At 37.5% G+C, this 23,935-nt stretch carries 24 protein-coding genes; 2 read left to right on the forward strand and 22 right to left on the reverse strand.

Annotated features, from left to right (window positions below; translation table 11 throughout):
* Positions 1 to 23: 23 nt before the first annotated feature.
* From ESZ26_RS16055 to ESZ26_RS19565, 6 genes are all read right to left on the reverse strand, one after another.
* On the reverse strand, positions 24 to 4,610 hold the full coding sequence (locus tag ESZ26_RS16055; protein ID WP_223271684.1) for a DUF6701 domain-containing protein: 4,587 nt from the start codon (positions 4,608 to 4,610) through the stop codon (positions 24 to 26).
* Positions 4,611 to 5,132: 522 nt separating this feature from the next.
* A complete protein-coding gene (locus ESZ26_RS16060; RefSeq protein WP_146800471.1) occupies positions 5,133 to 5,585 on the reverse strand; it encodes a hypothetical protein in 453 nt (150 codons plus the stop codon).
* Positions 5,575 to 6,468 carry a PilW family protein gene (locus tag ESZ26_RS16065; RefSeq protein ID WP_146800472.1) on the reverse strand — a complete coding sequence of 298 codons (894 nt, stop codon included), beginning with the start codon at positions 6,466 to 6,468 and terminating at the stop codon, positions 5,575 to 5,577. Before ESZ26_RS16065 ends, ESZ26_RS16060 begins: the two co-directional genes overlap by 11 nt.
* Positions 6,468 to 7,043, reverse strand: a complete 576-nt coding sequence (locus ESZ26_RS16070) for a type II secretion system protein (RefSeq protein WP_146800473.1) — start codon at positions 7,041 to 7,043, stop codon at positions 6,468 to 6,470. The genes ESZ26_RS16065 and ESZ26_RS16070 overlap by 1 nt, the downstream gene beginning before the upstream one ends.
* On the reverse strand, positions 7,030 to 7,527 hold the full coding sequence (locus ESZ26_RS16075; RefSeq protein ID WP_146800474.1) for a type II secretion system protein: 498 nt from the start codon (positions 7,525 to 7,527) through the stop codon (positions 7,030 to 7,032). The genes ESZ26_RS16070 and ESZ26_RS16075 overlap by 14 nt, the downstream gene beginning before the upstream one ends.
* Before the next feature lie 35 nt (positions 7,528 to 7,562).
* Positions 7,563 to 8,075, reverse strand: coding sequence for a type II secretion system protein (locus ESZ26_RS19565; RefSeq protein ID WP_146800475.1), 513 nt, complete (start codon positions 8,073 to 8,075; stop codon positions 7,563 to 7,565).
* 222 nt (positions 8,076 to 8,297) lie between these two features.
* Here ESZ26_RS19565 and ESZ26_RS16085 point away from each other — a divergent pair, with 222 nt between their 5' ends.
* Complete coding sequence (locus ESZ26_RS16085; RefSeq protein WP_146800476.1) at positions 8,298 to 9,932, forward strand: PglL family O-oligosaccharyltransferase; 1,635 nt, start codon at positions 8,298 to 8,300, stop codon at positions 9,930 to 9,932.
* 44 nt (positions 9,933 to 9,976) lie between these two features.
* Here ESZ26_RS16085 and ESZ26_RS19570 read toward each other — a convergent pair whose 3' ends face one another.
* The 12 genes from ESZ26_RS19570 to ESZ26_RS16145 form a co-directional block, all read right to left on the reverse strand.
* Positions 9,977 to 10,417 carry a type II secretion system protein gene (locus ESZ26_RS19570; RefSeq protein WP_146800477.1) on the reverse strand — a complete coding sequence of 147 codons (441 nt, stop codon included), beginning with the start codon at positions 10,415 to 10,417 and terminating at the stop codon, positions 9,977 to 9,979.
* Between the two features lie 42 nt (positions 10,418 to 10,459).
* Complete coding sequence (locus ESZ26_RS16095; RefSeq protein ID WP_146800478.1) at positions 10,460 to 11,056, reverse strand: type II secretion system protein; 597 nt, start codon at positions 11,054 to 11,056, stop codon at positions 10,460 to 10,462.
* Between the two features lie 139 nt (positions 11,057 to 11,195).
* Positions 11,196 to 11,729 (reverse strand): hypothetical protein, encoded by a 534-nt coding sequence (locus ESZ26_RS16100; protein ID WP_146800479.1) that lies wholly within the window; start codon positions 11,727 to 11,729, stop codon positions 11,196 to 11,198.
* A 123-nt stretch (positions 11,730 to 11,852) separates the two neighbouring features.
* A complete protein-coding gene (locus tag ESZ26_RS16105; RefSeq protein ID WP_146800480.1) occupies positions 11,853 to 13,088 on the reverse strand; it encodes a type II secretion system F family protein in 1,236 nt (411 codons plus the stop codon).
* A gap of 14 nt (positions 13,089 to 13,102) precedes the next feature.
* Positions 13,103 to 14,818 carry a GspE/PulE family protein gene (locus ESZ26_RS16110; protein WP_146800481.1) on the reverse strand — a complete coding sequence of 572 codons (1,716 nt, stop codon included), beginning with the start codon at positions 14,816 to 14,818 and terminating at the stop codon, positions 13,103 to 13,105.
* A 2-nt stretch (positions 14,819 to 14,820) separates the two neighbouring features.
* Complete coding sequence (locus ESZ26_RS16115) at positions 14,821 to 15,969, reverse strand: tetratricopeptide repeat protein (protein ID WP_146800482.1); 1,149 nt, start codon at positions 15,967 to 15,969, stop codon at positions 14,821 to 14,823.
* Positions 15,966 to 16,874 carry an ExeA family protein gene (locus ESZ26_RS16120; protein WP_146800483.1) on the reverse strand — a complete coding sequence of 303 codons (909 nt, stop codon included), beginning with the start codon at positions 16,872 to 16,874 and terminating at the stop codon, positions 15,966 to 15,968. Before ESZ26_RS16120 ends, ESZ26_RS16115 begins: the two co-directional genes overlap by 4 nt.
* A gap of 12 nt (positions 16,875 to 16,886) precedes the next feature.
* The gene (gene mshL / locus ESZ26_RS16125) at positions 16,887 to 18,593 is read right to left on the reverse strand and encodes a pilus (MSHA type) biogenesis protein MshL (RefSeq protein WP_223271683.1); all 1,707 of its coding nucleotides are present in this window, start codon (positions 18,591 to 18,593) and stop codon (positions 16,887 to 16,889) included.
* Between the two features lie 14 nt (positions 18,594 to 18,607).
* Positions 18,608 to 18,949 (reverse strand): hypothetical protein, encoded by a 342-nt coding sequence (locus tag ESZ26_RS16130; protein ID WP_146800485.1) that lies wholly within the window; start codon positions 18,947 to 18,949, stop codon positions 18,608 to 18,610.
* On the reverse strand, positions 18,942 to 19,640 hold the full coding sequence (locus ESZ26_RS16135) for a hypothetical protein (RefSeq protein ID WP_146800486.1): 699 nt from the start codon (positions 19,638 to 19,640) through the stop codon (positions 18,942 to 18,944). The genes ESZ26_RS16130 and ESZ26_RS16135 overlap by 8 nt, the downstream gene beginning before the upstream one ends.
* Positions 19,633 to 20,238, reverse strand: a complete 606-nt coding sequence (locus ESZ26_RS16140) for a PilN domain-containing protein (RefSeq protein ID WP_146800487.1) — start codon at positions 20,236 to 20,238, stop codon at positions 19,633 to 19,635. Before ESZ26_RS16140 ends, ESZ26_RS16135 begins: the two co-directional genes overlap by 8 nt.
* Positions 20,238 to 21,143, reverse strand: a complete 906-nt coding sequence (locus ESZ26_RS16145; RefSeq protein ID WP_146800488.1) for a hypothetical protein — start codon at positions 21,141 to 21,143, stop codon at positions 20,238 to 20,240. Before ESZ26_RS16145 ends, ESZ26_RS16140 begins: the two co-directional genes overlap by 1 nt.
* A 115-nt stretch (positions 21,144 to 21,258) precedes the next feature.
* On the opposite strand from ESZ26_RS16145, the gene ESZ26_RS16150 reads away from it, so the two are divergent.
* On the forward strand, positions 21,259 to 22,191 hold the full coding sequence (locus ESZ26_RS16150; RefSeq protein ID WP_146800489.1) for a 1-aminocyclopropane-1-carboxylate deaminase/D-cysteine desulfhydrase: 933 nt from the start codon (positions 21,259 to 21,261) through the stop codon (positions 22,189 to 22,191).
* Positions 22,192 to 22,330: 139 nt separating this feature from the next.
* Here the strand turns inward: ESZ26_RS16150 and rplI are convergent, their stop codons facing one another.
* Genes rplI through rpsF form a run of 4 tightly spaced genes read right to left on the reverse strand, consistent with a single transcriptional unit; the run spans position 22,331 to position 23,838 of the window.
* Entirely contained in the window at positions 22,331 to 22,783 is a 453-nt protein-coding gene (gene rplI, locus ESZ26_RS16155) for a 50S ribosomal protein L9 (protein ID WP_146800490.1), read from the reverse strand.
* Positions 22,784 to 22,803: 20 nt separating this feature from the next.
* Complete coding sequence (gene rpsR / locus ESZ26_RS16160) at positions 22,804 to 23,031, reverse strand: 30S ribosomal protein S18 (RefSeq protein WP_070375547.1); 228 nt, start codon at positions 23,029 to 23,031, stop codon at positions 22,804 to 22,806.
* A gap of 59 nt (positions 23,032 to 23,090) precedes the next feature.
* Positions 23,091 to 23,411 carry a primosomal replication protein N gene (gene priB / locus ESZ26_RS16165; RefSeq protein WP_070375546.1) on the reverse strand — a complete coding sequence of 107 codons (321 nt, stop codon included), beginning with the start codon at positions 23,409 to 23,411 and terminating at the stop codon, positions 23,091 to 23,093.
* 7 nt (positions 23,412 to 23,418) lie between these two features.
* Positions 23,419 to 23,838 carry a 30S ribosomal protein S6 gene (gene rpsF / locus ESZ26_RS16170; RefSeq protein WP_070375545.1) on the reverse strand — a complete coding sequence of 140 codons (420 nt, stop codon included), beginning with the start codon at positions 23,836 to 23,838 and terminating at the stop codon, positions 23,419 to 23,421.
* Positions 23,839 to 23,935 lie beyond the last annotated feature (97 nt).

Raw genomic sequence — 23,935 nt, forward strand, 5'->3', positions numbered from 1 at the left:
CCCGGATTGTTATTGAAAAAGTGCTAATTCCCAATTTCTCGCCAAGATATAATACGGTCATTGCCCCGATAAATACCGAATATAACTGTTGCTGTTGGGTTTTGATGATAAGGGCCGTCAAAATTATTATCTTCATTTAACCAATCAAATTTCAACCAATCTTGCGTGGTATATTCAACGCCAATACTTCCTTGATTATTGCCGCTAGTTAGCAAAACATTTTGGAACTTACCTTCATTCAAACTGCCACTTGTACCACGGATATTTATACCATTAATGGTGACATTATTTGTTGGATTAGAAAAAGACCAATTTGATGTGTTATTGGTAACTAATGAACAGTTATCGTCGGTATTTACTACAAACGTTCTTGATGCGTTAAGGTACTCTACTTGAAAGTACTGAGCTATTGCCGAGGTTTCAGCACCAAAACTATTACCGAGTACCAGCCGGCCAAAACGTTGAAAACCTCCTGATGGCTTAACCGTTAAAGGGAGAGTCGTAGCAAGATTAATAGCCACGTTATCAGAGTCAGTAATACTATTAATTAAAATATTGTAGTCCACGGTAAATTCAGCGACTTGTGAATAACTCCCTTTGGAATAAGTAAAGGTGTCAGCAGGAGAAAAGTTATAGTCGAGGATGCCATTTGAAAGTTTGCTTAAGTCACCAGCAAATGTTGTCGGTTCAACAACCATTTTAGTGACAAGATCATTGCCATCTTTATCAACTTCATTTTTGCTACTATCCGCTAAAGGGAATGTCCGGCTGACATTATTAACGATTAGTTTTTGAAAGGTACTTTCAGTGTAATTTTGTGTTTTAACCCCTAAAGCATTTTTAGCGGTAATAGTCAGTATAGGAGCATTTAAATAACTAAAAGGCTGGCCAATATAAGTAAAGGTATTTATATCTAAACTGCAGGCATTTTCAAATGAATTATCCGTAACAAAAACATCAAAATAACTTGGTGTAAAACGGCCAACATCTAAAAAGCTTAGGGTAGTAATTTCATTACCTAAGTAATCATTATCTTTTACATTAACACTTATTATTCCAACTTCGTCGTAACTTGCAACGAGTTCTTTCTCCGCTGTATTTATAGCTTGCCAACGAGTATCTGTGGCATTTGAAGCATCGATGGTGCTAGTGCCTAAACTTAACTGACCTAAAACCGAAGTACTTGATGATGGTGCTATTTGCCTTAAGGCTAACACTACAACACTATCAGATTGAGGTTGGTAGTTTGGTGTATCAGTATTGTTATTGCACTGACCCGTAAAACTTAAGGAAAAACCTTCGGCTGCCACCTGCTTTGGTTCACCTGCAGCACTACTATTGTTTAAAAATGTACCATTTGTTTTTTTAGCCACCATAACGAGTTTTGATGGAAAGAAGTCTTTAATTAAGGTTGCACTAGTGACTCCCGATGAAACTTTTTCACTGACAGTAAAACTTAAAGCTCCAGCATCATTGTATTCGATAGGTATAGAAGCTCCACCATTAGCATTAAAACTGATGTTACGAGTTTGACTTTCTCCTGTATTTGCCATGTTGGTGCCGTTAAGTAACGGTAATTTTGTGCCAGTTGTGGGGTTTGAATAGCTAAAACTGAAATCTAAATTTTGGTTGCCAGTAAAAGCAGGAGCGCAACTCACCCCTGAATCACTTAACTTAACCGCTTTAATGTCAAAGTTTACACTTTCACAAGATGAAACATCCACACCTGAATTAATATCAAGTAAAAAACCCGCATTGGCAAAATTTATATCACAACTGGTTGAGGCACCATTTCTACAAGTGTAATTTTGATCTGAGCTTAAAGTAATAGTTTCTTCAACCAAATGACTAAAGCTAGTATCGGTTTTACCTGTCACTGTTATGGTTGTTTTGAGCACACCATTGGCAAATATTTTAACATCTGTTGGCGTTGCAATTGTGTCAGTACAAGCCTCATCAATACATGCTTTTATAGTTAAGGGTTCACCAATACAGGTTAAGCCTTGAGCATCATGATTTATCTCAAAATGGTGGATAGTTTCACAGGCTTGTCGTTTTGTATAAAGCTCATTGACTTCTATAGCGGTGAGTGCGCCATTATATAGATGAACTTCATCAATATAACCCTCAAAAAATCGTGAGGAGGAGCCTTGATCTTGCCCTATTTGTAAAGGATCATTATTTAGCGTTAAATTGTCTGTAAATGTTCTAGAGCCTTTTTCAACACCGTTAACGTAAATAACTTGCCTACCACTTTTGTAAGTAATCGCTATATGATACCAATTACCCGCTTCAATACCGGCTCCAGTAGTTGAAAACGAGTGTGTTTGCCACCACCAAAAAATGTCTCCTGAAGGCTGAAGATGAAACTCATAGTTCTCATCTTTAGAGATAATTGTTTTTAAACCAGAGCTTGGTAATACCTTAGGATTAATCCACACACTGATACTGAGTTCAGATTGTAAATCGAGCCTATTATCATCATTAATTTGAATGTAATCATCGATACCATCAAAAGAACCATAACGACAAGTACCAGGGTTACCGCTAAGTGCCGGTAAAGAGCCAGCAGTTGTTACCCCGTTAAGCGCACTCGCATTAAAATTATCTGTTTGGTCAACAACTTCTCCTGTGCTGCCATCCCAAATAACTTCATCCATTGAAAACTGTGCAATAAGTTCTGAACACTCGGCTGTACTTCGCAGTGAGCCATCATAGTTATTTTTGGCAAGTTCATTCGTATAAAGAGTCGTTATTTCTGCACTAGAAAGGGTTTGATCATAAACCTTAAATTCATCAAGTGGTGTACGAAACCCTTGAGGGGTGTTGGTGTTTATATCATCAAACGACGTACCAATATATTGTAGATTTCCTGATGGTCTTAACGCAACCATGTCTACTAGCGCTCCGTCAATATATAATGAAGTAGTGTTATTGTTATAGACCAAAACCATATGATGCCAACCATTTGTTAAGTCAGCGAACCAAAAGTTTCCTTCTACTGAGATATTGCCATCGTAAACGCCCCACCGATAATCATTAAAACTATCGAGGTAAAGTAAATCGCCACCATTAGGCATTGCTCCTAAAACTAAATAACGGTTACCGCCATTTATTGAAGGTTTTTTGAACCAAGTAGCAACACTTGAATTACCAATAATTGGGATTGAGGTTTCTATATAATGCTCAGCAGCCGAAATATCAGCAGCGCGAACAATTTGGGCGTCATTCGAGGTGTTAAGATTAGCGAAACTTTGTGCAGAAAAATTTCCTGATTGGTCAATAACTTCGAATGCTGAACCATCATAACTACATTCATCAAAACGATATTCGGCAATAGGTACCGGACTACAATTCACCGCGTCACGGCTGGTGCCATCGGCATTATTGCTAGCGAGTTCATTACTATATAAGTTGCTTATTGATGTACTAGAAAGTACTTGATCATAAATTTTCAACTCATCCATTAGCCCTTCGAAACTTTGACTTGCAGAAAATCTGCCTCCGTAACTGTCTTGCTCTTGCCCGATTACGATACTGTTAGAATAAGGAACAGATAATTGACCACGACCAACACCCGTATCACAATCTTGATTATTACCATCAACATACAAACAAACTTGGTCACTGACACGTGTTATCAATATGTGATGCCACTCGCCATCAGTTAACACGATGTTTCCTTTAAGATTTGTGCTTTCACCTTGTATTTTTACAGAGACCTCTTTATCTTTTTTTAGATAAATTTCTAATTCATCATCTCTAGTACTACTTCCTAACGCATGAAAAATTTCTTGTTGATTTTTCTTTTTATCCGTATTTATCCAAACGGATAATGTAAAATCATTAAGTCCATTAACGACACCACTTGGGACACTTACCCAGTCACGTGTACTATTACTAGAAAGGTCGAGTGACTTATTTATTTGCGCCTCATTAGCTGATTCATTAATGCCATGAATACTTGCATTAAAATTACCCGTTTGATCAATAATTTCAAAGCCAGCACCTGTATAGCTACATTCATCAAAACGGTAGTCAACAATAGGAGTGACTGGGGCAAGAGGAGTATTGTCACACATCCCATTAAAATCAGCAGTTTCTATATAGTTAGTATTATAAGTTGTATCACTACTGCCTGAACCTACTGAAGTAAATGCTCCCTTTCCCTTGGCACCCTTAATAGCCAAAGAGCCTTTAACATAAATGATAGCGTTAATATCTGTACTTCCGCCAGTGATTGATAGGCTCCCACCAACAACAATTATTAAATCTTCTGGGTTACCATTTTGATTAATTTTAACATTTTTCCAGGAAACTGAATTCCTAAAAAATAATCTAGCCGTTGTCTCGCTACCACTAATAGCAGCTACTGAAACTTGATCTTTGTTATCTAATGAAGAACCCGAATAGTAATTATCACCCCGGGATAATATTGTGCCATTAGCAATATTAGCCGATGAATTATTAGCCGGAAAATTAGTTAATTGTTCATTAACACTGGTAGCTTGATTATATGCTGCAGGAAAGACGTCAAGACACTTTGCTGCAAGGACAGTATTTTGAAAAAGAATATATAAAAGAATGGTAGAAATACTACGAAACAGCATCAAGATTTTTCCTAGCAATAAAGTGAGATGTGAAGATTATACAGAATCTACTCTTAACTATTAATGATAACAAGTAACGACTTATATTTATTTATCTAGTACGTCGACTAAAAACTTATTTATATCAACTATGGCTAATGTTGGACAATAAAAAGCCCCGCATTGGCGAGGCTGTTTGGATTTATTTATTACCCAGCTAAATTAGTTAATTGCGCGCTTTCTCATCGATAAAGCGATTAAAGTAATTGCAAAAATCATAATAGTTGATGGCTCTGCTACTTGGGCTGGAGTATTGCGTACGTAGAATGTTTCAAAGTGCCAACCGAACATATTATGACCTAGTAACTGAGTTTCAATGGAACCTTCATTAAAGGAGTCAACCTCTATATAACTTATATCCGTAAGTTCATACTTAATTAGCCCTGCGTGGCCAACACGAGATAAAAGTCAAAAAACAAACGCCACTGTAAAAGGACCTAACACTTAAATTACACTTGATATAAATGTTGATTCATAAAGATGTTATAAACTTCTTGCCTCTATCTGAACAGTTCGAGAAGTAACAACGCCTCCAATTGAACATTGACCAACGCTGGTAATCACATAATATGTTGTACCATCAAAGACACCATCATCATTACAAGTCACTGTTGCTTGGCAAGAAGTCAAACCTTCAACATTCGAAAAATCAGGTGCTGTGATGTTACTCTTACAAGCCGTTTTTACATTAGTGTCGTGCGGAAAAACTTCCAGTAACTGCCATTGTGCTCCTGTCTGTGCTGCCGCATAGGCACGGGTACCTATCACTTCATAAGCAACAGATTCGGCACTTGAAGAGAGTATTTTAACGAGCCCAGCACCCAGTAATGCCATAACAACAATAACAAAGATAGCGACAACAATCGCACTGCCTTTTTGCTTACTTTTAACTTGGCTCAAAGCATATTTGTCATGATGATATTGCTTATGGAACATTGGGCACCTGTATCTCATTATCAAAAACAATTTCTTCAAATAGCCTCATAAAATGTAACCGAACAGACACAATCGCATTACGTTGTAAATTAGCACCATTTGTACTAAATCCTGAGCTATTCATTAAAAATTCAGCCATTACAGCCCGGTTAGTTAAACCAAGCGGTTCACCAGCGTTACTATGATCAGTAACATCGTATCTTATTAAATTTTTATTATCACCACTACCTTCAATACAATACATCACTGAATCATCGATAAAATAAATCCGATTTGTTGCCGATTCTTCAGCAAAAAGCACTGAATCTTCTAAGGTTAACGTATGTGGTACATTAGTAGGATCACTTGAATAAGTCACAATATCGATAGGGTAAAACTTTTTATTCGATTTAAGATAAACATCATCCGCCGCAACCGGATAAACAATGGCATTCAAGCTTATAATATCTGCACTACTCACGGAAGTTGAAGCGGGCACAATAGTAATTTTATCACTTGCAGAATCTGGAGAAACAGGTATATCAACATATATAGCGCTAGCTTTAATCGGCATAAACTCTAAACAATCATTGGTGATTCGTGAGCTATTAGGCAGTGAGGCCCTAAGCTCTCTGTTCAGTCTTTCAATGGCAAAGCGAGCCGACGATAATATTTGATCTCGTGCCGTAGCATCAGCATATATTTGGCTACCAAACTGTAAAAAACTGCTTACCCCGACGGATAAAATGCCCAATAGCACCATAGCAACAACCAGCTCAATTAATGTAAACCCTTTTGAGCAGTAACCTTTTAAGTTAGCACTTTTTATAGGCCCCCCTTTTGATAAAGAAGCATATGTGGATTTATTTTTAATACTGCGTGACTGTCTAAAACGAATCAGCATCAGAAGTTCGCCTTATACACCGAAAAAACATAATCATCGTTTTGTGGGCTACGGACAGTGATTGTAATTAACTTTGCTGTTTTTTCATTATCTGTAGCTGATTGGTATTCACCGCTATAGTCACTATCATTTATCACTGAGACATTCATATTAAAACCGGTATAAATATCAGCAAGACTAATACCTGATGAGTTGACAATTTCATCGTCAAAATTAATTGAGTTGTAATCATCTACATCATTAAAGTTATTACGTTGCTCGTCAGCGTCGGGACCTAAGTCATCTGTCGCGGTGCAGCTAGGTGCCGATATTTCGCCACACCTAACAAAACCACCCGACATATCAGAGTTCTCATCAAACGCTTTACCTAAAATTTCATTAATCATCGACTGGCCTAGTTCCGCGGCTCTGATCTGGTGAACTTGTGCGGCGCTTTGACTTGCCATAGGATAGATTAAGCTTGTTAACACTACATAAGTAATAGATAAAACCACAATACCAACAATAAGCTCAATTAGCGTAAAGCCTTGCTGCTTAGAAATGTTTTTCGCACGAATACGATTAGTTAGCAGCATAAATATAACCTTGCTCGTTAATAGCAACAATGAGAGTTTGTTCTTGACCAACAATACTAACTTGGCAAGGAGAAGAGCAATTAATCGGCCGACCTAAATGATCAAATGAAAATGGCGTAGTACCACCTGCATATTGAAAATTAACAGTATCATCAATAATTTTAACAATAGTTGTGCTGTTGATATTATTATCAACAAAACTGCTGCAACTATCATCTGGAATACCTAGTTTATCGTTGGTAATTAATACCCGATGGCATTGACTAGCTGATGTATCTTGCATGGTGCGTAATTGAATACCACGTAGCTTAGTTACTACTTCATCTTGATAGGTGATTTCTTCAAAACCACCAGAAGCTTGCATTTTTGGAATAATAGTCACGGCAAGAATGCTAATCAGTATAATAACCACTACTAACTCGATTATTGTGAAACCTTGTTCTCTCCGTAATATTTTTTGATTGGTGATAAGTTTATTTATCATCAAAAATCACCTCTTAAAAATTATTATGCTATAAATTAAATACAGTCGAAGATACGTATCACAGGAGCTATATTTTGGCCAACAGCACCTTTATAGGTGACAAGACAAGGAGATGTCAAATTAGCTGGAGCACCCATACTTGCAGGATAAATAGTTAATATAGCTCCCGAATTATTAGAATTTATAACAAAGCCATCATCTAAATTTATCAGCCGACGCCAATACTCTTCAACGAGAGTAGACGTTGGAACAACAGGATAGCCATAACTTATAAAAAGAGGGTCTCCATCTGTTAAAGTAATTGAAGCAGATTCCTCGCCCTGGTTTCCGGCCACGATAGATTTACTATAAACAAGCGCTGAAGCACCTTCTAATGAGCCTTTAACCGCTTGTAATGTTGCGGTATTCGCTTCAGCCGTTAAGTTTATATACTTAGGAACCACAGTTACAGCAAGAATGCCTAAAATAACAATAACGATCACTAATTCAATTAAGGTAAAACCTTGTTGATTTTTTTTTGATTGTTTAAGGGTATTAATAGACTTCATCGGTCTTTCACTTCGGTTAAAATTCAATTAATTTACTATTTTATAGCATATAACACTTACCAAAAAAAATATATCTTACACCTAACAAACAATCTGGTGATAAGACATTGTAAATACTAGTGAACACCATTAATCTTTATATATAATTTTTTTACTGGTTTGAAACCCTTGACCCTTTTCCCGTACTTTCGTTTTTTCCTTATTGTATACTTCTGTTTTGCCATGCATATTGTACTTGAAACGCCTGGTGGTACAGGCTTGTATTTATCATTCAATATTTTTGGTTGGTTAATTACCACAATCCTTATTTCGTTAGGACTTTGGCAAGTTACTTTAAATAAGAAAATAGTAACAAGTAAGCTACAACTTTATAGTTTACTTGGCTTTATTTGTTTATGTATACCGATGTTTTACGGTAGTGAATTTAGTGACCATGCCATTCCACGCTTACTCGGTTTAACGGGCGGTTTACTGTTATTATTTTGCTTATATCAGTTTGAAGCGTTAACCGAAAATCCACAGCAAATTTTATGGTGGATATTAATTGCTGTTGCTATACAAGCGAGCTTTGGTTTAGTGCAGTACTTTATTTTACAAGCGGATGATTGGGGCGGATTTAAACCGGGTATTAGTCGCCCACACGGTAGTTTTTTACAGCCTAATGTAATGGCTAGTTTTATGGCAACGGGTATAGCTATAGCATTATATTTATCCGTTGCCTGCAAAGCGTTTTCAATCAATAAATATCAGCAAGCGTTATGTTATTTTTGTTTATGCTCAGCAACTTTCTTAATTGTGGTATTACAGTCAAGAACAGGACATTTAGCAACCATTTTAGTACTCAGCTTTATTAGCTCATATCTATATTTTAAAAATAAAAGACAGTTGTTTATAAATTTATTTTTTGTAGTACTTGCTGCTATTACAGCTTTGATTAGTTTTAATAATAGTGAGGTATTTAATCGCGGAGAAGATAACTATCAGAAAGCAGGCGCACGTCCAAATACATACCTAGTCACAGCTAAAATGATCCAAGAAAAGCCTCTCACAGGATCGGGTTATGGTCTTTATGAACGTGCATTTTTAGATACCTACAATCGCTATGCTATTGAGCACCCAGAAATAGGTGTTGCACAACAACGCATGGCACACCCGCATAACGAGGTTTTATATTGGGTCAGCGAGGGAGGTATTATTGCCTTACTAGGTATTATTTTTTTCTTTATCGCTTATATGAATAGCTGGCTAAAAATATCAAATAGGTTGGGTAAACGTTTAGCGATATTAGGACTTATTACTCCTTTATTGCTACACAGCCAATTAGAGTTCCCTTTTTACAGCTCGATAAGCCACTGGTTTATTTTTATCATCATACTTTGGTTTACTGATATACAAAGCGGAGCTAATAAAGCGCAAGTTTTATTTGATAAAATCTTTTTACTTCGATTTTTAGCGATATTATTCCCGACAATATTAATTCCTTTCTTGGTAACCACCTTACACACCAGTAACATTATCGTGGAGCATGAAAAGCATGGTTACCAGCATATTGAACGCTTGTTAGATATTGTGAATCCTATCGCTTTGAAAAGCCGACTGGACGCTAATGTGTATAGTCATATATTAATATCAGGTTTGAAAGTAAGAAATACGCAGAAATTACTGCAATATATTGATTGGGGATTAATGAAAGTCCGCTTTAAGCCCCGTCCGAGTATTTATTCAAACATACTGCTTTGTTTAGCAATTTTAAATAGGCACAAGCAATATCAAGAAGTACTCAATGAAGCGAAAAGGACATACCCATTGGTTGATAATTGGGGGGACCAATTAGAGTCGAATAGTAGTGAAGAATAAAAAAACCGAGCTTTGCTCGGTTTTTCTCAAAAAGTTATTTTATATTAATTACAATCAGTTACAACACTTCCAATTATAGGACGGTCTTCTGAGGTGCTTGTGTTATTATTATAGGTTGCTTGACAAGTTGTTCCTGTAGAGGCATCTTTATGTTGGAAGGTACCTGCAGAAGCAGAAATATCAGCAACATCATAAGTTAATAACAAACCGATAGAATCATTATCAGGCCATGCATTAACGAAAGTAATATTTTGATTTGCAATACTAATATCACCGTCACTTACACCCTTCACTAAAGCTTTAGAATGAGCTAGATCGGCTGCAGAGTTGAGTGAACCTTTTACTGCTTCAACTACAGATGAACGTGCGTCACCCGTTAAATCAATAAACTTAGGTGCGGCAGTAGCGGCTAAAATACCTAGAATAACAATAACGATAACTAATTCAATAAGTGTGAAACCTGCTTGTTTTTGTAATGCTTTCATAATTGACCTTCTCTTTTAATTATAATTTTTAATGTGTAACAATTAGTTAGTTACGGCAATATTAATTTCTACACGACTAGTTGCAGGGTAATAAGTGAAATTGTTACCTATATTTGCTACACCAGGGTCGACAAAATCACCACTTGTTGCATCTTTATTCAACGTTTCTTTTAAATAAAATATACAGTGAGAGTCTGCTATATCGCCCGTTTCAGCAACAATATAGTTTGTTGTGCTATTTGCGTTACCAAATATTTCTAACGTTGGGGGCTGTTGGAAAATATTATCCCAGATTTCTTTGCAATTAGCAGCATCAAAGCCACCACCTAAAGTTGCACCATCAGTTAATCCTGTTACATAACCAGGACGTATACCTGTTGCTTCAGTAGTTAATATCAAATTCACACCATCATAAACTGTGGTGTTATTTGTGCCGTTATTGGTACGGCCTTCAGCTTCCCACTGTGCTCGAGCTAGAGAAATACCGGTAGCGAAACCACCTGCCATACCTTCAATATTGGCTTGTTTAGCTTGATCAGTTAAATCAATAAATTTAGGAATAGCGGTTACTGCTAAAAAACCTAAAATAACCACCACAATTACTAATTCAATTAGTGTAAAACCCGCTTGTTTTTTCATCACAACCTCTTTTATCGTTTTACCAGCGCATTGGCTAGTGCTATAAATTGATTCTAACAACGATTTACTAATAAAGTCACTTACTTAGTGCACTTTTATAGCATAAACAACGTATATAAAACAAATTCAATAATTTTTACTAATGTATATTTATTTCACTGACCTTGCCACTGCTTGGGTGATATTCGAAATATTCACCCGTTGGTAAGCTATATTGGCAGAAATATTTTTTTTGCTGCCCCACTTGACCAGTATCTATATTAACGATTACTGCAGAAATAGGCTGTTTAATATAAACCATAGGTGTTGCTAACACTTGTTGCCATATTTTCTGACACTCATTTTCATTACTTACGGTATTTACTGTTGATATATCAACCCAACCCGCTTTATTTACTGCAACACGGTTATTTACCCGATCGCCATTTACTGATGTCGCTTCTTTGATCACCACCCAGCTCGGTTTGTTATCCATAAACCATTGCGCATGAATACCAATAACTCGCGCGGAAAAGGTATTGGCAACGGAATCAAAACCTACGCGGGATAAATGTTGATCTTGTTTAAAAAAATAATAGAGAAATGTCGCCATAAGTAAGCCAATCATCGTAAGTATGATTAGGTTTTCAGCTAACGATTTACTCTTTTTAGCACTTACCTGTTGTAACGTCATATTATAACTAATTTAATCCATATAAATCATTGTGTTATCACCACCTAAAACTAACAGGCTGAATTTATTTACCTTGCAAAAGACCGCTTCATAATGAACAACGTTATCACTTAAAGACGAACACTATTTCCCTTTAAAGGCCGACATCATATCCCACATTGGAGTAAATATACCTAGCGCAAGCACCAATACCATAGCGGCAACAATAGCGATCATTATCGGCTCAATACGAGCCGTTAACGTACTCAATTCGTAATCAACCTCGCGTTCATAGTAATCACCTACTTCTTCTAAAAGCTCGTCTACACGGCCAGTTTCTTCACCTACAGCCACCATTTGTAAAACAAGAGGAGTGAATAATTTACTGGCATTAGCTGAACGTAATAAACTATCACCACTTTCAATGCCACCGCGCATAGCTAAAATTTTATCTCGCATATAAGTGTTATCTACGGCGTCAGCAACTAAAGTCAATCCCGTTGTTAAAGGAACACCTGCTTTGAGTACAATTGCAAATGTATGTGAAAATCGTGACAGAATAGACCGTTCAATCACCCCTCCAACAACCGGTATTTTTGTTTTTAATCGGTCCCATAAATACATACCACGCTCAGTTTTTAAATAATTTTTAAGGCCAAAGAAACCAAATACACTTCCGACAAGCAGATGAGGCCAATAGTTTAAAAAGAAATTCGAGCTGGCAATCAACATTTTTGTTGTAACGGGTAAGTCAGCGCCTAATTTTGCAAACATATTGGCAAATGTAGGAACAACAAAAATATTCAAAATAATCATGGCAATAAAAATGGCGCCAAGGACAAAACTTGGATAACGTAAGGCGGTTTTTATTCGTTTACGGGTGTCTTGCTCTCGTTCAAGATAGTTTGCCAACTTTAAGAAGGAACCATCGAGCTGTCCGGTATTCTCACCAACATGTACTAATGAAACAAATAAAGGTGAAAAAAGTTTTGGGTATTGACTTAAAGCGGTTGAAAGGGTGTAGCCCCCTTCTAATTGACTGCCAATATCGGTTAAAGCAGCTTTTAATTTATCAGATGTACTTGATTCTGCCATACCGTTGATGGCGCGTAATATCGGAACACCCGAACGAACAAGAGCATACATTTGTCGACAAAAGACAATGAGTTCATCCAGTGATATAACAGAGAACCCCAATAATTCACCAATATCAATATTCGCTATATCAGTCGAACCGCTATCTTTTGATTTATTAATAGCCACTGGAATAATGCCTTGACGTGACAATTGCTCAGCAACCGTATTAGCGTTTGTTGCTTCTATTGTCCCTTTAACTTGTGAGCCGCTAGCATTTCTGCCTACGTAACTAAATATAGCCATAAGTAAGTCTACTCTTAACCCTGAACGTCAATACTATCGACTAAACGAAGCACTTCTTCTGCGCTAATAACACCCTGTTTAGCATAATTAAATGCCGCTTGTGCTATCGGTGTGAAAGTAGGATTAGCTTTTGCTAATTCAGTGAATGCTTCAGCATCATCACGCTTTAAAGCAGCCATCATCGCATCATTCATTTCTAATAATTCGAAGACACCAATACGGCCTTTATAACCTGTGTACTGACATGACTGGCAGCCGCGACCTTTTTTATAACTGGCTGTTGTCGCTTCATCACCAGCGAGGTGAGTAAGCCACATCATTTCTTGGCTGTCTGGCGAATGATCTTCACTACAGTATTCACAAATCTTACGTACTAAACGTTGTGCAATAACTGCACGTAATGAACTACCAACAAGAAAACCCGCCGCGCCCATATCAATTAATCGTAAGGCACTGGTAATGGCGTCATTAGTATGCAGTGTTGATAATACTAAGTGACCCGTTAATGCGCCACGTAAACCGATTTCAACCGTTTCTTGATCTCGCATTTCGCCGACCATAATAATATCGGGATCTTGACGAAGCGCAGTACGTAGCACTGTTGAAAAATTTAAATTGATTTTAGGTGCTACTTGTACCTGATTTATCCGAGGTAAACGATACTCTACCGGGTCTTCCACGGTAATAATTTTTTTACTCGCTTGGTTAAGTTCGGTTAACGCGCCATATAAAGTTGTTGTTTTGCCACTGCCTGTTGGCCCCGTAACTAGCACCATGCCATGTGGCCGGGTAATTTGGTGACGAACACGGGCTACTAAGTCGGCCGGCATTCCGATTTTATCTAGAGACAACAAACCTGCAGACTGATCAAGCAATCGCATAACGACCGACTCACCATGCTGCACTGGCATGGTTGACATACGAACATCAATATTATGACCTTTAATTTGCAGGTTAAAACGGCCATCTTGAGGTAATCGTTTTTCTGAGATATCCAAACCTGCCATTAGTTTTAATCGCAAAACCATAGCTGAGGCAATTTTATTTTCTTTTAAAATATTTTCTTGTAATACACCATCGATTCGCTGACGGATACGCAATAGATTTTCATCAGGTTCAATATGAATATCAGAAGCACGCATTTGTACGGCATCTTCAAAGACCGATTGTAACAATTTTCCCACAGTAGCATCGCCGCTATCATCTGAAAATGTTGATGATAAATCGAAATCAGTAGTTTGTTGATACTCTTCTTCTAACTGACTAGCAAATGATTCAATGTCTGCTGTACGGCGATATAAGCCATCAAATGCTTGATAAAGCTGTGACTCCATGACCACAGCAAGATTTATTTTTTTCGGGGCAAGCATTCTTTCAAGCTGATCAAGACCACTTAAATCAGCAGGATCACTCATCCCTAATAAGATACTGTCGCCCTGGTCTTCAATAATTAGCGCGCGTAAACGACGTGCATGAACTTCGGGTAACAATGAGGCGACTTCATTAGGAATACGGCGTTGACTAATATCTAAAAAAGGCACATTAAGCTGTTGCGCTAAAAACTCTTGTAATTGACGCTCGCCAATATGGCCAAGTTCAATCAAGGTATCTCCTAGTTTTCGCCCTGTAGATTTTTGGCTATTCAGTGCCTGCATTAATTGTTCATTAGTAATGATATGTTCGTGTACTAATAAATCGCCGAGGCGCATTTTTAATTTAGGTGCTGACATAATTATTCTCCTAACTCGATAATACGCTGACGGGCAAAATTTTCAGCGCTTCCAGATAACCCGGTTTTATTTAATGCGGTTTGATACGCAGTACTCGCTTGCTTAAATTCACTATTGCTGTCTAAGGCAACACCTAAACCCAACCACCAACGCCCTGAAGAAGGTTCGAGGTTAACCAAAATTTGGTAGGCTTGTGCGGAAAATGAAAATTTCTTAAGTTGCTGTGCTGTTGTTGCGCGTAAGCTCTGATATTCGACGTTAAGCATTTCATTGACATTTGGCATATTATTTAAAGTATCGAATGCTTGTTGTATGCTGTTTTGTTGTAAATAAATTCGAGCTTGCATCACCCGAAATTCGCTATCATTAGGAGATAAGTTAATACCTTGAGAAAGTAGGTTTAACGCCGCTGAATAAGATTGACGTCCAAACCATAAAGCCGCTAAATGTTTTCTCGCTGTTTTATGTGTTGGCAACACTAATAATACATCTTCGAACATAGTCTCTGCTTTAGAAACATCATTGTTAGCAAGCGCTTGCTCAGCGCGTTTTAACTTTTGCTCAGCGAGTTGATTAGGCGTTAGCTCTTTACGAGATATTGTTAACGTTGACTTTTTCGCCACTGGTGGTAATGAGTCAAGTGACGCTTGCTGACTCTTTGAGTCATTAACTAACGGGATATTTAGTTTAGCCGGCTCATCAACCTTACTAGCCACTGCTTCGATTGTAATGTCCTGAGAAAAATTTTGACTTAATTCAGCTGGGTTTAAATCAACTTGAGCCAGTTCATCTTCTTTAAAATCGTTATTTACAGTAGCATTTTTGCTTTTGACAATACCAGTATCATTATTATCGGAAATGTTTATCGGTTCACTACTGCTTAGTAATTTCGCTGAGTATTCAACCTCAGCAGCTTGATTTTCAATTAGATTGATTTTTGGTGTAGTAGACATTTTTAATGTTTGGTTTTCAACATAGATTTGCCAAACAAAGATACCGCCAGCGTTTAATAAAATAATGATCAGTAAACTGATAAAGATAGTTTTTTTATTCGACGACGGTGAAGAAACAGGTAGCGTAAAATCATTAGAACCTTGCTGTTCAGCTTGACGCTTATCTAAATCTTTTAACATCTGGTTAATTACGCTCAAGCGATCACTCCATAATTTTTCAAAACATAGACAATTAGTACCGCTGAAATGACCAGAGCAGCGAGACTTAAAGAACCTTTAACATTGCTTGTTTGAGTTGTTGCTTCGGTATCTTCTATCGCCGCTGATAAATGCTTATTCGTTATCTGGTATTGACCTTGCCCATAACTTAACATCAACATTTTATGGCATAGTACATTGACCAATCGTGGGATCCCTAAACTAACTTTTGCCACCTTCTTTGATATGGCGGCACTAAATAAAGTAGCACCTTTATAACCAGCAACTTGCATACGATGCTGAATATAACCTTGTACTTCTAGCGTTGTCATTGCACGTAATTTATAAGAAAAAGTAATACGTTGTTTTAATTGCCTAAATCTTGTGGTTGCTAAGCGTTCGTCTAATTCTGGCTGTGCAAACAACACAACTTGCAAAAGTTTACGCGTTTCTGTTTCTAAATTAGTAAACAAACGTAAAGCTTCAAGGCTCTCTTCCGGTAAGGCTTGTGCCTCATCGAGTATCAGCACTACCGAATGACCTGCTGAGTGGAGTTCTAATAATCGCTGCTGAATACGTTGGGTGAGCAGTTGCACTGACATGCGCTGAGCTTGTTTAATACCTAATTCAACCGCAACCGCTCGTCGTAATTCATCAGGTTTTAAATAAGGGTTAGGAATATAAGCGGTTACAAAGTGTTCGGGTATTTCGTTAAGTAATTTACGGCAAAGTAGGGTTTTACCGGTACCTACTTCACCAATAACTTTAATAAAGCCTTCACCTGTTTTCAGTGCAGTTAGTAACACAGCTAACGCTTCATTATGCGGCTCTAATCCTACATAAAATGCAGTATTTGGTGTTAACGTAAACGGAAGTTCCGTTAAACCAAAGTGGTAAAGGTACATAAATTTTGGCTATTATTCATTATTACTTGAATCATTAGACTTGCCTTTTTCACTTTGAGAGAAATCATTTTCCTCAGGAAACCATTGTTTCAATAGTGAGCGAGCATCTTGTAATTGATTTTTCCAAGTATCTTGTCCAATAACAATCGGCTTTAACATAATAACCAGTTCTTTTTTCTGAGTGGTTTCGCTTTTGCTTTTGAATAACTCACCCATAAATGGGATATCTCCCAAGAAAGGTGTTTTTGATTCTAGCATCACTTTTCTTGTTTCTATTAAACCACCAATTACAACTATCTCACCTGATTTAGCGCGAATAATAGTATCAGACTCACGCACGCTACTTTGTGCAAGTGGTAAGATTATTTCTTCACTACCAAGCTTTATAACTTTAGTTTGCTCATCTGTTGAGGTAACTGATGGGTGAACATGGAGAATGACTTCACCGTTTCCATCAATTTGTGGCGTAACATCTAAAGCAATACCTGAGAAAAACGGTGTTAAGTTAATTTCAGGTGTGGTGGTGGTTGACGTACCGGTAGTCGTCGTACTTGAAACCTCGGTAACATAATATTCATCGCCACCCACTTTAATTACCGCTTTTTGGTTGTTGGTCGCAGTAATTCTTGGGCTTGACAGTACCTGCACATTACCTTGTGAAGAAAGTAAATCTATAACCCCTGAAAAGTCTTTATTATCAACGACTAGGTTACTTGTACCACCAATAGCATTTGAAATAAAATTGCCAGCGATAGCGCCAGTCGTTGAAAAAGACAAGTTAGTACTACCGATACTACCTAGAACTTGATCCCATTTAATGCCTTGCTGATAATCATCATTGAGCGTAACTTCCATTATTTTAGCTTCAATGATCACTTGGCGGCGTAAATGAGTTTGTGTTTTGTTAATAAAATTCTTAATGACTTTTATTTCTTCAGGTAAAGCGCGAACAGTCACTAGACCTGCTTGCGGAGAAACAAATACTGAACGCCCTTCTTCAGAACCGACCAGTACCGTTAACGTTTCTTTTAATTCGGTCCAGAAGTCAGAGCTGGTCTCAGTATAAATATTGATACCACTACTTCCCTGCTGACTATTTTGGTTGTTACCACCGGAGCCACCTGAATTATTTGAATTACCGTTTGAGCTATTATTAGAGTTATTGCCACTACCTTGGTCATTTTCTGACACGCCACCAGAGTTAATACTCGTACTCGACATGCCTGAACGCTTAACGAACAAATAATTAAGTGGAATAGTTTCCGTTCGAATGCCCGCTGGATAAACTTGTACTACTTTCCCGCTACGTCTAATTTCATAACCATAAACTTCTTCAACAACATCAAGTACTTCATTAAGCGTGCTATTTTTCAAGTTCAGGGTAATCGTACCGCTTACATCGGGATGAACGGCAACACTGTAAGGTGATTCATCAACTAACGCTGCAAAAAACTCTTGCGCACTAACATCGCTGGCGGCAATTTCTAAACGTTTTTCTGCCAACAGCCCATCTCGTGCTTGACTGAAATTGCGCTGCATTAATTCTTGCTGAATAGCGTTGGGCACTTGTTGCAATGCCTTAGGTGCAGGTTTACTTGACTCTTCAATAGCTTGGTCTAGCGCATTAATCATTTCTGTTGGTTGATCTGGCGCCGCTTGGCAACCTATCAAAGTTAAAAGTAAGGTGAAACAATAAAATTTTCTTTGAATGTTTTTCATTTGATCATATCTTTTCATTTTGATTTAACCACGACACTAGAAAAAACACTAAGCTTTAAGCGTTTTTCTGCTGAACGTAAGACCACGCTGGTGTTATTCACCGCTACTAATTGATATTGGCGAATAAAATCACCTACTTTTAACACTTGACCATTAATAACAGCAGTGTGAACTTCTACACCATGAATAATACTCTCTAATATTAATTCTGCTTTTGGTGTTGCTTGTGCTTTACTTATTGATGAGAAGTCAGCACCTGATAGCGGTTTAGTTGGGTCAACATCTTGAGCGTTAACCATAATAGAAGTCAGCAATATAAGAAAAAAAATACTGCTAAAAGTTAAGATTTTAAACACCTATAAACTCCCGTTTAGTACTTAAGCTGTACATTTCTATTTCTAACTCACTCACTGGATATTCTTTTAGTTGATAATTAAACTCTTGCCAAAAAAACTTCCACGATAATCCTTCAAGTTGTGTTAAATAGTCGCGTAATTGAAAGTAGCTGCCACTGAGTTTAATTTTTATCGCATGACGATAAAGCACCAAGGCTTGCTGGTTAGGATCAATTTCAGCAGCTTTAGTGCCAGCAATGTTAGCCTCAGCCGTTGAAGTAGCGATATTCAAAGGTTGTGCTGCAATAACTTGGAATGATTGTAAAGAAACGCCTTTTTGCGTTTTTAACAACTGCATTAACGCGTAACGCATTTGCACAGGGTCTATTAAATCTGAGGTAAGTTTTAATAAATTAATATCAACTTTATTTAATCTTTCTTTATATTGTGAAATTTGTTTATTTAATGATGCGTTCGGATCTTTTGACAAACCTTCTTCAAATATCACTATCGACGATTTAGCTGTTCGATTATCCATGTTAACTTGTCTGATTTGCTTTTCAAGCTGAACAATTTTTAGCGAGTTATCATCAATAAAGAAGTTATAAATAATAAATATAATGGCAATTAACCCCGTTAATAACACCATATATTGTTCACGAGGAGTAATAGTTAAATATTTTTCACTATACGCTTGCCACTGTTTATTCATCAGCGCCCCCTACCTTTGATTTTGAACTAACTAAAAATTCAGTCAGCTTTTGCTCATTTTCGTTAAGAGAAAAATTAATAAACGATTTACCTGATAAAAACTTCGATGCTTCAAACTTAGCTAACCAAGCGGGTACAGCTTCTGGCGTTCGCGCCACACCAGAAAAGGTTAAATCTTGATAAGTAATATTAACATGCTGCAAACTAATATCTTTATGATGCATCATAGACAATTCGGTCATTGATGAGGCAAAACCTGCCACCGAAGTATGAGTGCGGTCGGTTAGTTCACTTAGTAAAGCATTTTTATTTTTCAAAAAAACTTTCAACATCGCTAGTTCTTCAATCACTGCTGAGTCAGCCCGATTAGCTTTGAACTTATTTTCCAGTTGAGCAAGTAAATTGTCTTGATTAACTTTTATCTTTGCAAGCGCAACATGTTGAGCCGTCAATTCTGTTACTTTATAATGATTGACAAAAGTCCAGGACAACATAAAGACGAGTACTACAGACCAAAGCATTACAACACGAGGTAAGGTCACCAGCGCTTGTTTAGGCAGTAAGTCTAGTTGTAGTAAATTAATTGAATTTTTTGCCATTATATTATTGGCTCCATATTATTCAATTTTGTTGCACCTAAGCTAACAGCAAATTCTCGTGAATGCGTAAAACCTTCAGGCATGGTGAGCAAATTTACAGCAACATTGGTATTTTCAGCCAACTTGCGGGCAAGTAACGCCTCATTAGCCATAGGCACAATCACTTCAATACTACGTATAGGCGCTTGTTTTAATTGACGTTCAAAATAATCAGTTGAACGTTGAATTTCAAGATTTAAATTATCAACAATACCCAATGATAACTCTTCTTCTGTTTTTGTCGAAATTTGCGCAAAACCGCGTAAACGACGTGAGAAAAAAACTTTTCCTTGCTTGACAATCAACAAAATTATTTCTTCGTTAGGTTGCTGACAAACCATTAAACAGGCATCATCTTGTACTGAGAGTAAACTGGCAAAAGCAAATTCTTCGGTGGTAATCGATTTCAATGTTAGCCCGTTTTGATTAAGTGGGCCAATCAAGGCTAATAATTCTTTTTTGGAAGCACAGACAACGTTTATTTTTTCATTGCCACCAGAAAGTATTGGACCGTCAAAATAATCAACGACCATATCTTCTGGGGAATGATTAACGAGATCTTTAATCTGCCATTTTAAGGCGGCATTTAACTCGTTTTCGGGAATATTGGGTTTGTCGACTTGCACGATTTGGGTTTGCGATGAAGCTAGCACTAGATGACACTGCCCTTGCAACTGATACTTTTCTTGTTGAATTTTAATCTGTTGGGGATGTTCCGCCAATGGCGAGCTAATTTGTTGAAACTGAGACTCGCCCTGTTCTGGACAAGAAAAAAAAGCAAACGAATGCTGATGTAAACTCACACCTAACACGCTTGTAGACTCAGCTTTTGAGAAAAAATTATTTATTTTTTTAATAAGTGACATTTATCAATATTATTATTTATAGTCAGATCTCTAAAAATCATTATCCCCTATTCCGTTAAAGGCGCAAGTTTTTTATCGAGTAGATACATTTAAGTAAAGAATAACATTACCTTTTATGAAAAAACAATCTCCTTTACAGAAAATTACCCACCCACTATTTGACAGGCACCAGCTCTCTGTTTCAATTAAGCGAGACGACACTATTCATCCGATAATATCGGGTAACAAATGGCGGAAATTAAAATTTAACTTACGCCATGCCAAAGCCCATGACTATATCGGGGTTGTAAGTTTTGGTGGCAGTTTTTCTAATCATATCCACGCCCTCGCCTTTGCTTGCCATCAGCAGGGCTTAAAAAGTATCGGTATTATTCGTGGTGAAAAGGAATATGCGAGTAACTTCACACTTTCGATGGCGCAGCAATGGGGGATGGAATTGCGCTTTGTTAACAGAAAAACCTATCGACTACGTGAAAACACCGAGTACTTAGCTCAATTGCAACTCGCATACCCTGACTATTTAATAGTGCCTGAAGGCGGCAGTAATACCTTAGCATTAGGTGGCGTTGGCGAAGTAATAACTGAATTAAATCAACAATGTGAATTTGATACCTTACTAACACCTGTAGGTAGTGGTGGTACATTAGCAGGACTGATAAAAGCAGATAATAATCAGCATAATCTTTTAGGTATTGCCGTATTAAAGCAAGACGGTTACTTAACAGAACAGGTAAATACCCTGCTCGGTGATAGTCTACATTTCAATAATTGGCAAATAATGCCAGAATTTCACCGTGGCGGTTATGCTAAATTTAGTAAAGAAGATGCTGAAAAAATATTAAGCTTTAGCCAACAAACAGGTTTCATTTTTGAACCGGTATATTCAGGAAAAATGATTTTAGCGTTATTAGACTTAATAGATCAGCAGTATTTCCCTAAAGGACATCGCCTTGTCTTATTACATACTGGGGGGTTACAAGGTATTGGCGGTTTAATCGAACGCGGTTTACTTAATGCTAACGACTGGAGCATGCCTACTTTTGGATAATCTTTTAGAGAGGTAATTATTTAACAGTGAGAGTTTTTCCGGTAAAAGTATTTATACTATCGATAACATTAGAAAAAAAAATACCGCTATTCTTAAAAAGAAATAGCGGTATTTTATCAGCATAATTTAGCGAACTAAATTATGCTTCAGCGATAACAACAACTTTAATGTTAGTATCAACATCGTTGTGTAAGTGAATTGCGATTTCGAATTCACCCGTTTCACGGATTGTACCTAAAGGCATGCGTACTTGAGCTTTCGCTACTTCAACGCCTGCTTCAGTAATTGCATCAGCAATATCTTTAGTACCGATAGAACCGAATAATTTACCTTCTTCACCCGCAGATGATGCGATAGTGATTTCAGCCAATTCAACGATTTTAGCAGCTTTAGCTTCAGCAGCTTTTAAAGTTGCCGCTAATGTAGTTTCAATTTCAGCACGACGTGCTTCAAAATGTTCAACGTTAGCTTCAGATGCAAAAACTGCTTTACCTTGCGGTAATAAGAAGTTACGTGCATAACCAGATTTAACTGATACCTTGTCACCAAGGCCGCCTAATTTGGCGATTTTATCAAGAAGTATTACTTCCATTTTCAAAACCCCTTTTTAGGTTACTTATGTAAATCAGTATATGGTAATAAAGCTAAGTAACGAGCACGCTTGATCGCACGACCAAGTTGACGTTGATATTTAGCGGCAGTACCAGTAATACGGCTAGGAACGATTTTACCACTTTCAGTGATATAGTTTTTCAGTGTAGCAATATCTTTATAATCGATAGAGGTAGCACCTTCCGCTGTGAAGCGGCAGAACTTACGACGTCTAAAAAAACGAGACATGGATTTCTCCTAAATATGGTGTCTTTATTTGGCAGATTAACAAACCAAAAAAAACCACCTTAATTAATCATTTCAATATGTTGAGCATGTAAGACAAGAAGTGGATTACCATTTCTTGATTCATGACGGTTTATAAAACCAGTCACTTTAAGCTTACTGCCCGCAATTAAATCACGAGTTAAGTTTTGTGACAGCTCACCTGTTGCGACAACCTGTATCCGGACAAATGCTTGTCGGTTCATGCCAGCTTCATTTTGTATGGACTTGTGGTCCATTGAAAACTGACAATGCTGAATACCTGCTGGGCTTGTTGATTTTTTCGGTGGTTTTACCACTTCACCTACCAACACAAGGCAATTCTCATAAAGAGAGTTTGTCACGAGTTACTTATTCGCTCGCAGCTTCTTCTGTAGTTTCAGTAGCAACTGGTGCTTCTGTAACAGCTGGAGCATCTTTCTTAACTTCGCGGCGATCGTCGCGACGTTCTTCTTTAGCAGCAGCCATTGCTGACGCTTCTGTTACTGCGTCTTTAGTACGCATGATCATGTTACGAATAACAACATCATTGTAACGGAAAGCTGTTTCAAGCTCATCAATAACTGCTTGTGGCGCTTCAATGTTTAATAAAACATAGTGTGCTTTGTGCAATTTATTGATTGGGTATGCTAATTGGCGACGGCCCCAGTCTTCAAGACGGTGGACTTTGCCTTCAGCAGCATTGATCAAGTCAGTATAACGCTGGATCATGCCAGGTACTTGTTCACTCTGATCAGGGTGAACCATAAATACGATTTCGTAATGACGCATTACGAGCTCCTTACGGTTGTAGCCTCATTAGCTGGCTCAGCCAAACACCAGAAAGAGGCAAGGAACAAAAAGTTCGGGCTGAATTAAGGTCGCGAAG

This window comes from Colwellia hornerae, from assembly GCF_007954355.1.
GTDB lineage: Bacteria > Pseudomonadota > Gammaproteobacteria > Enterobacterales > Alteromonadaceae > Colwellia_A > Colwellia_A hornerae.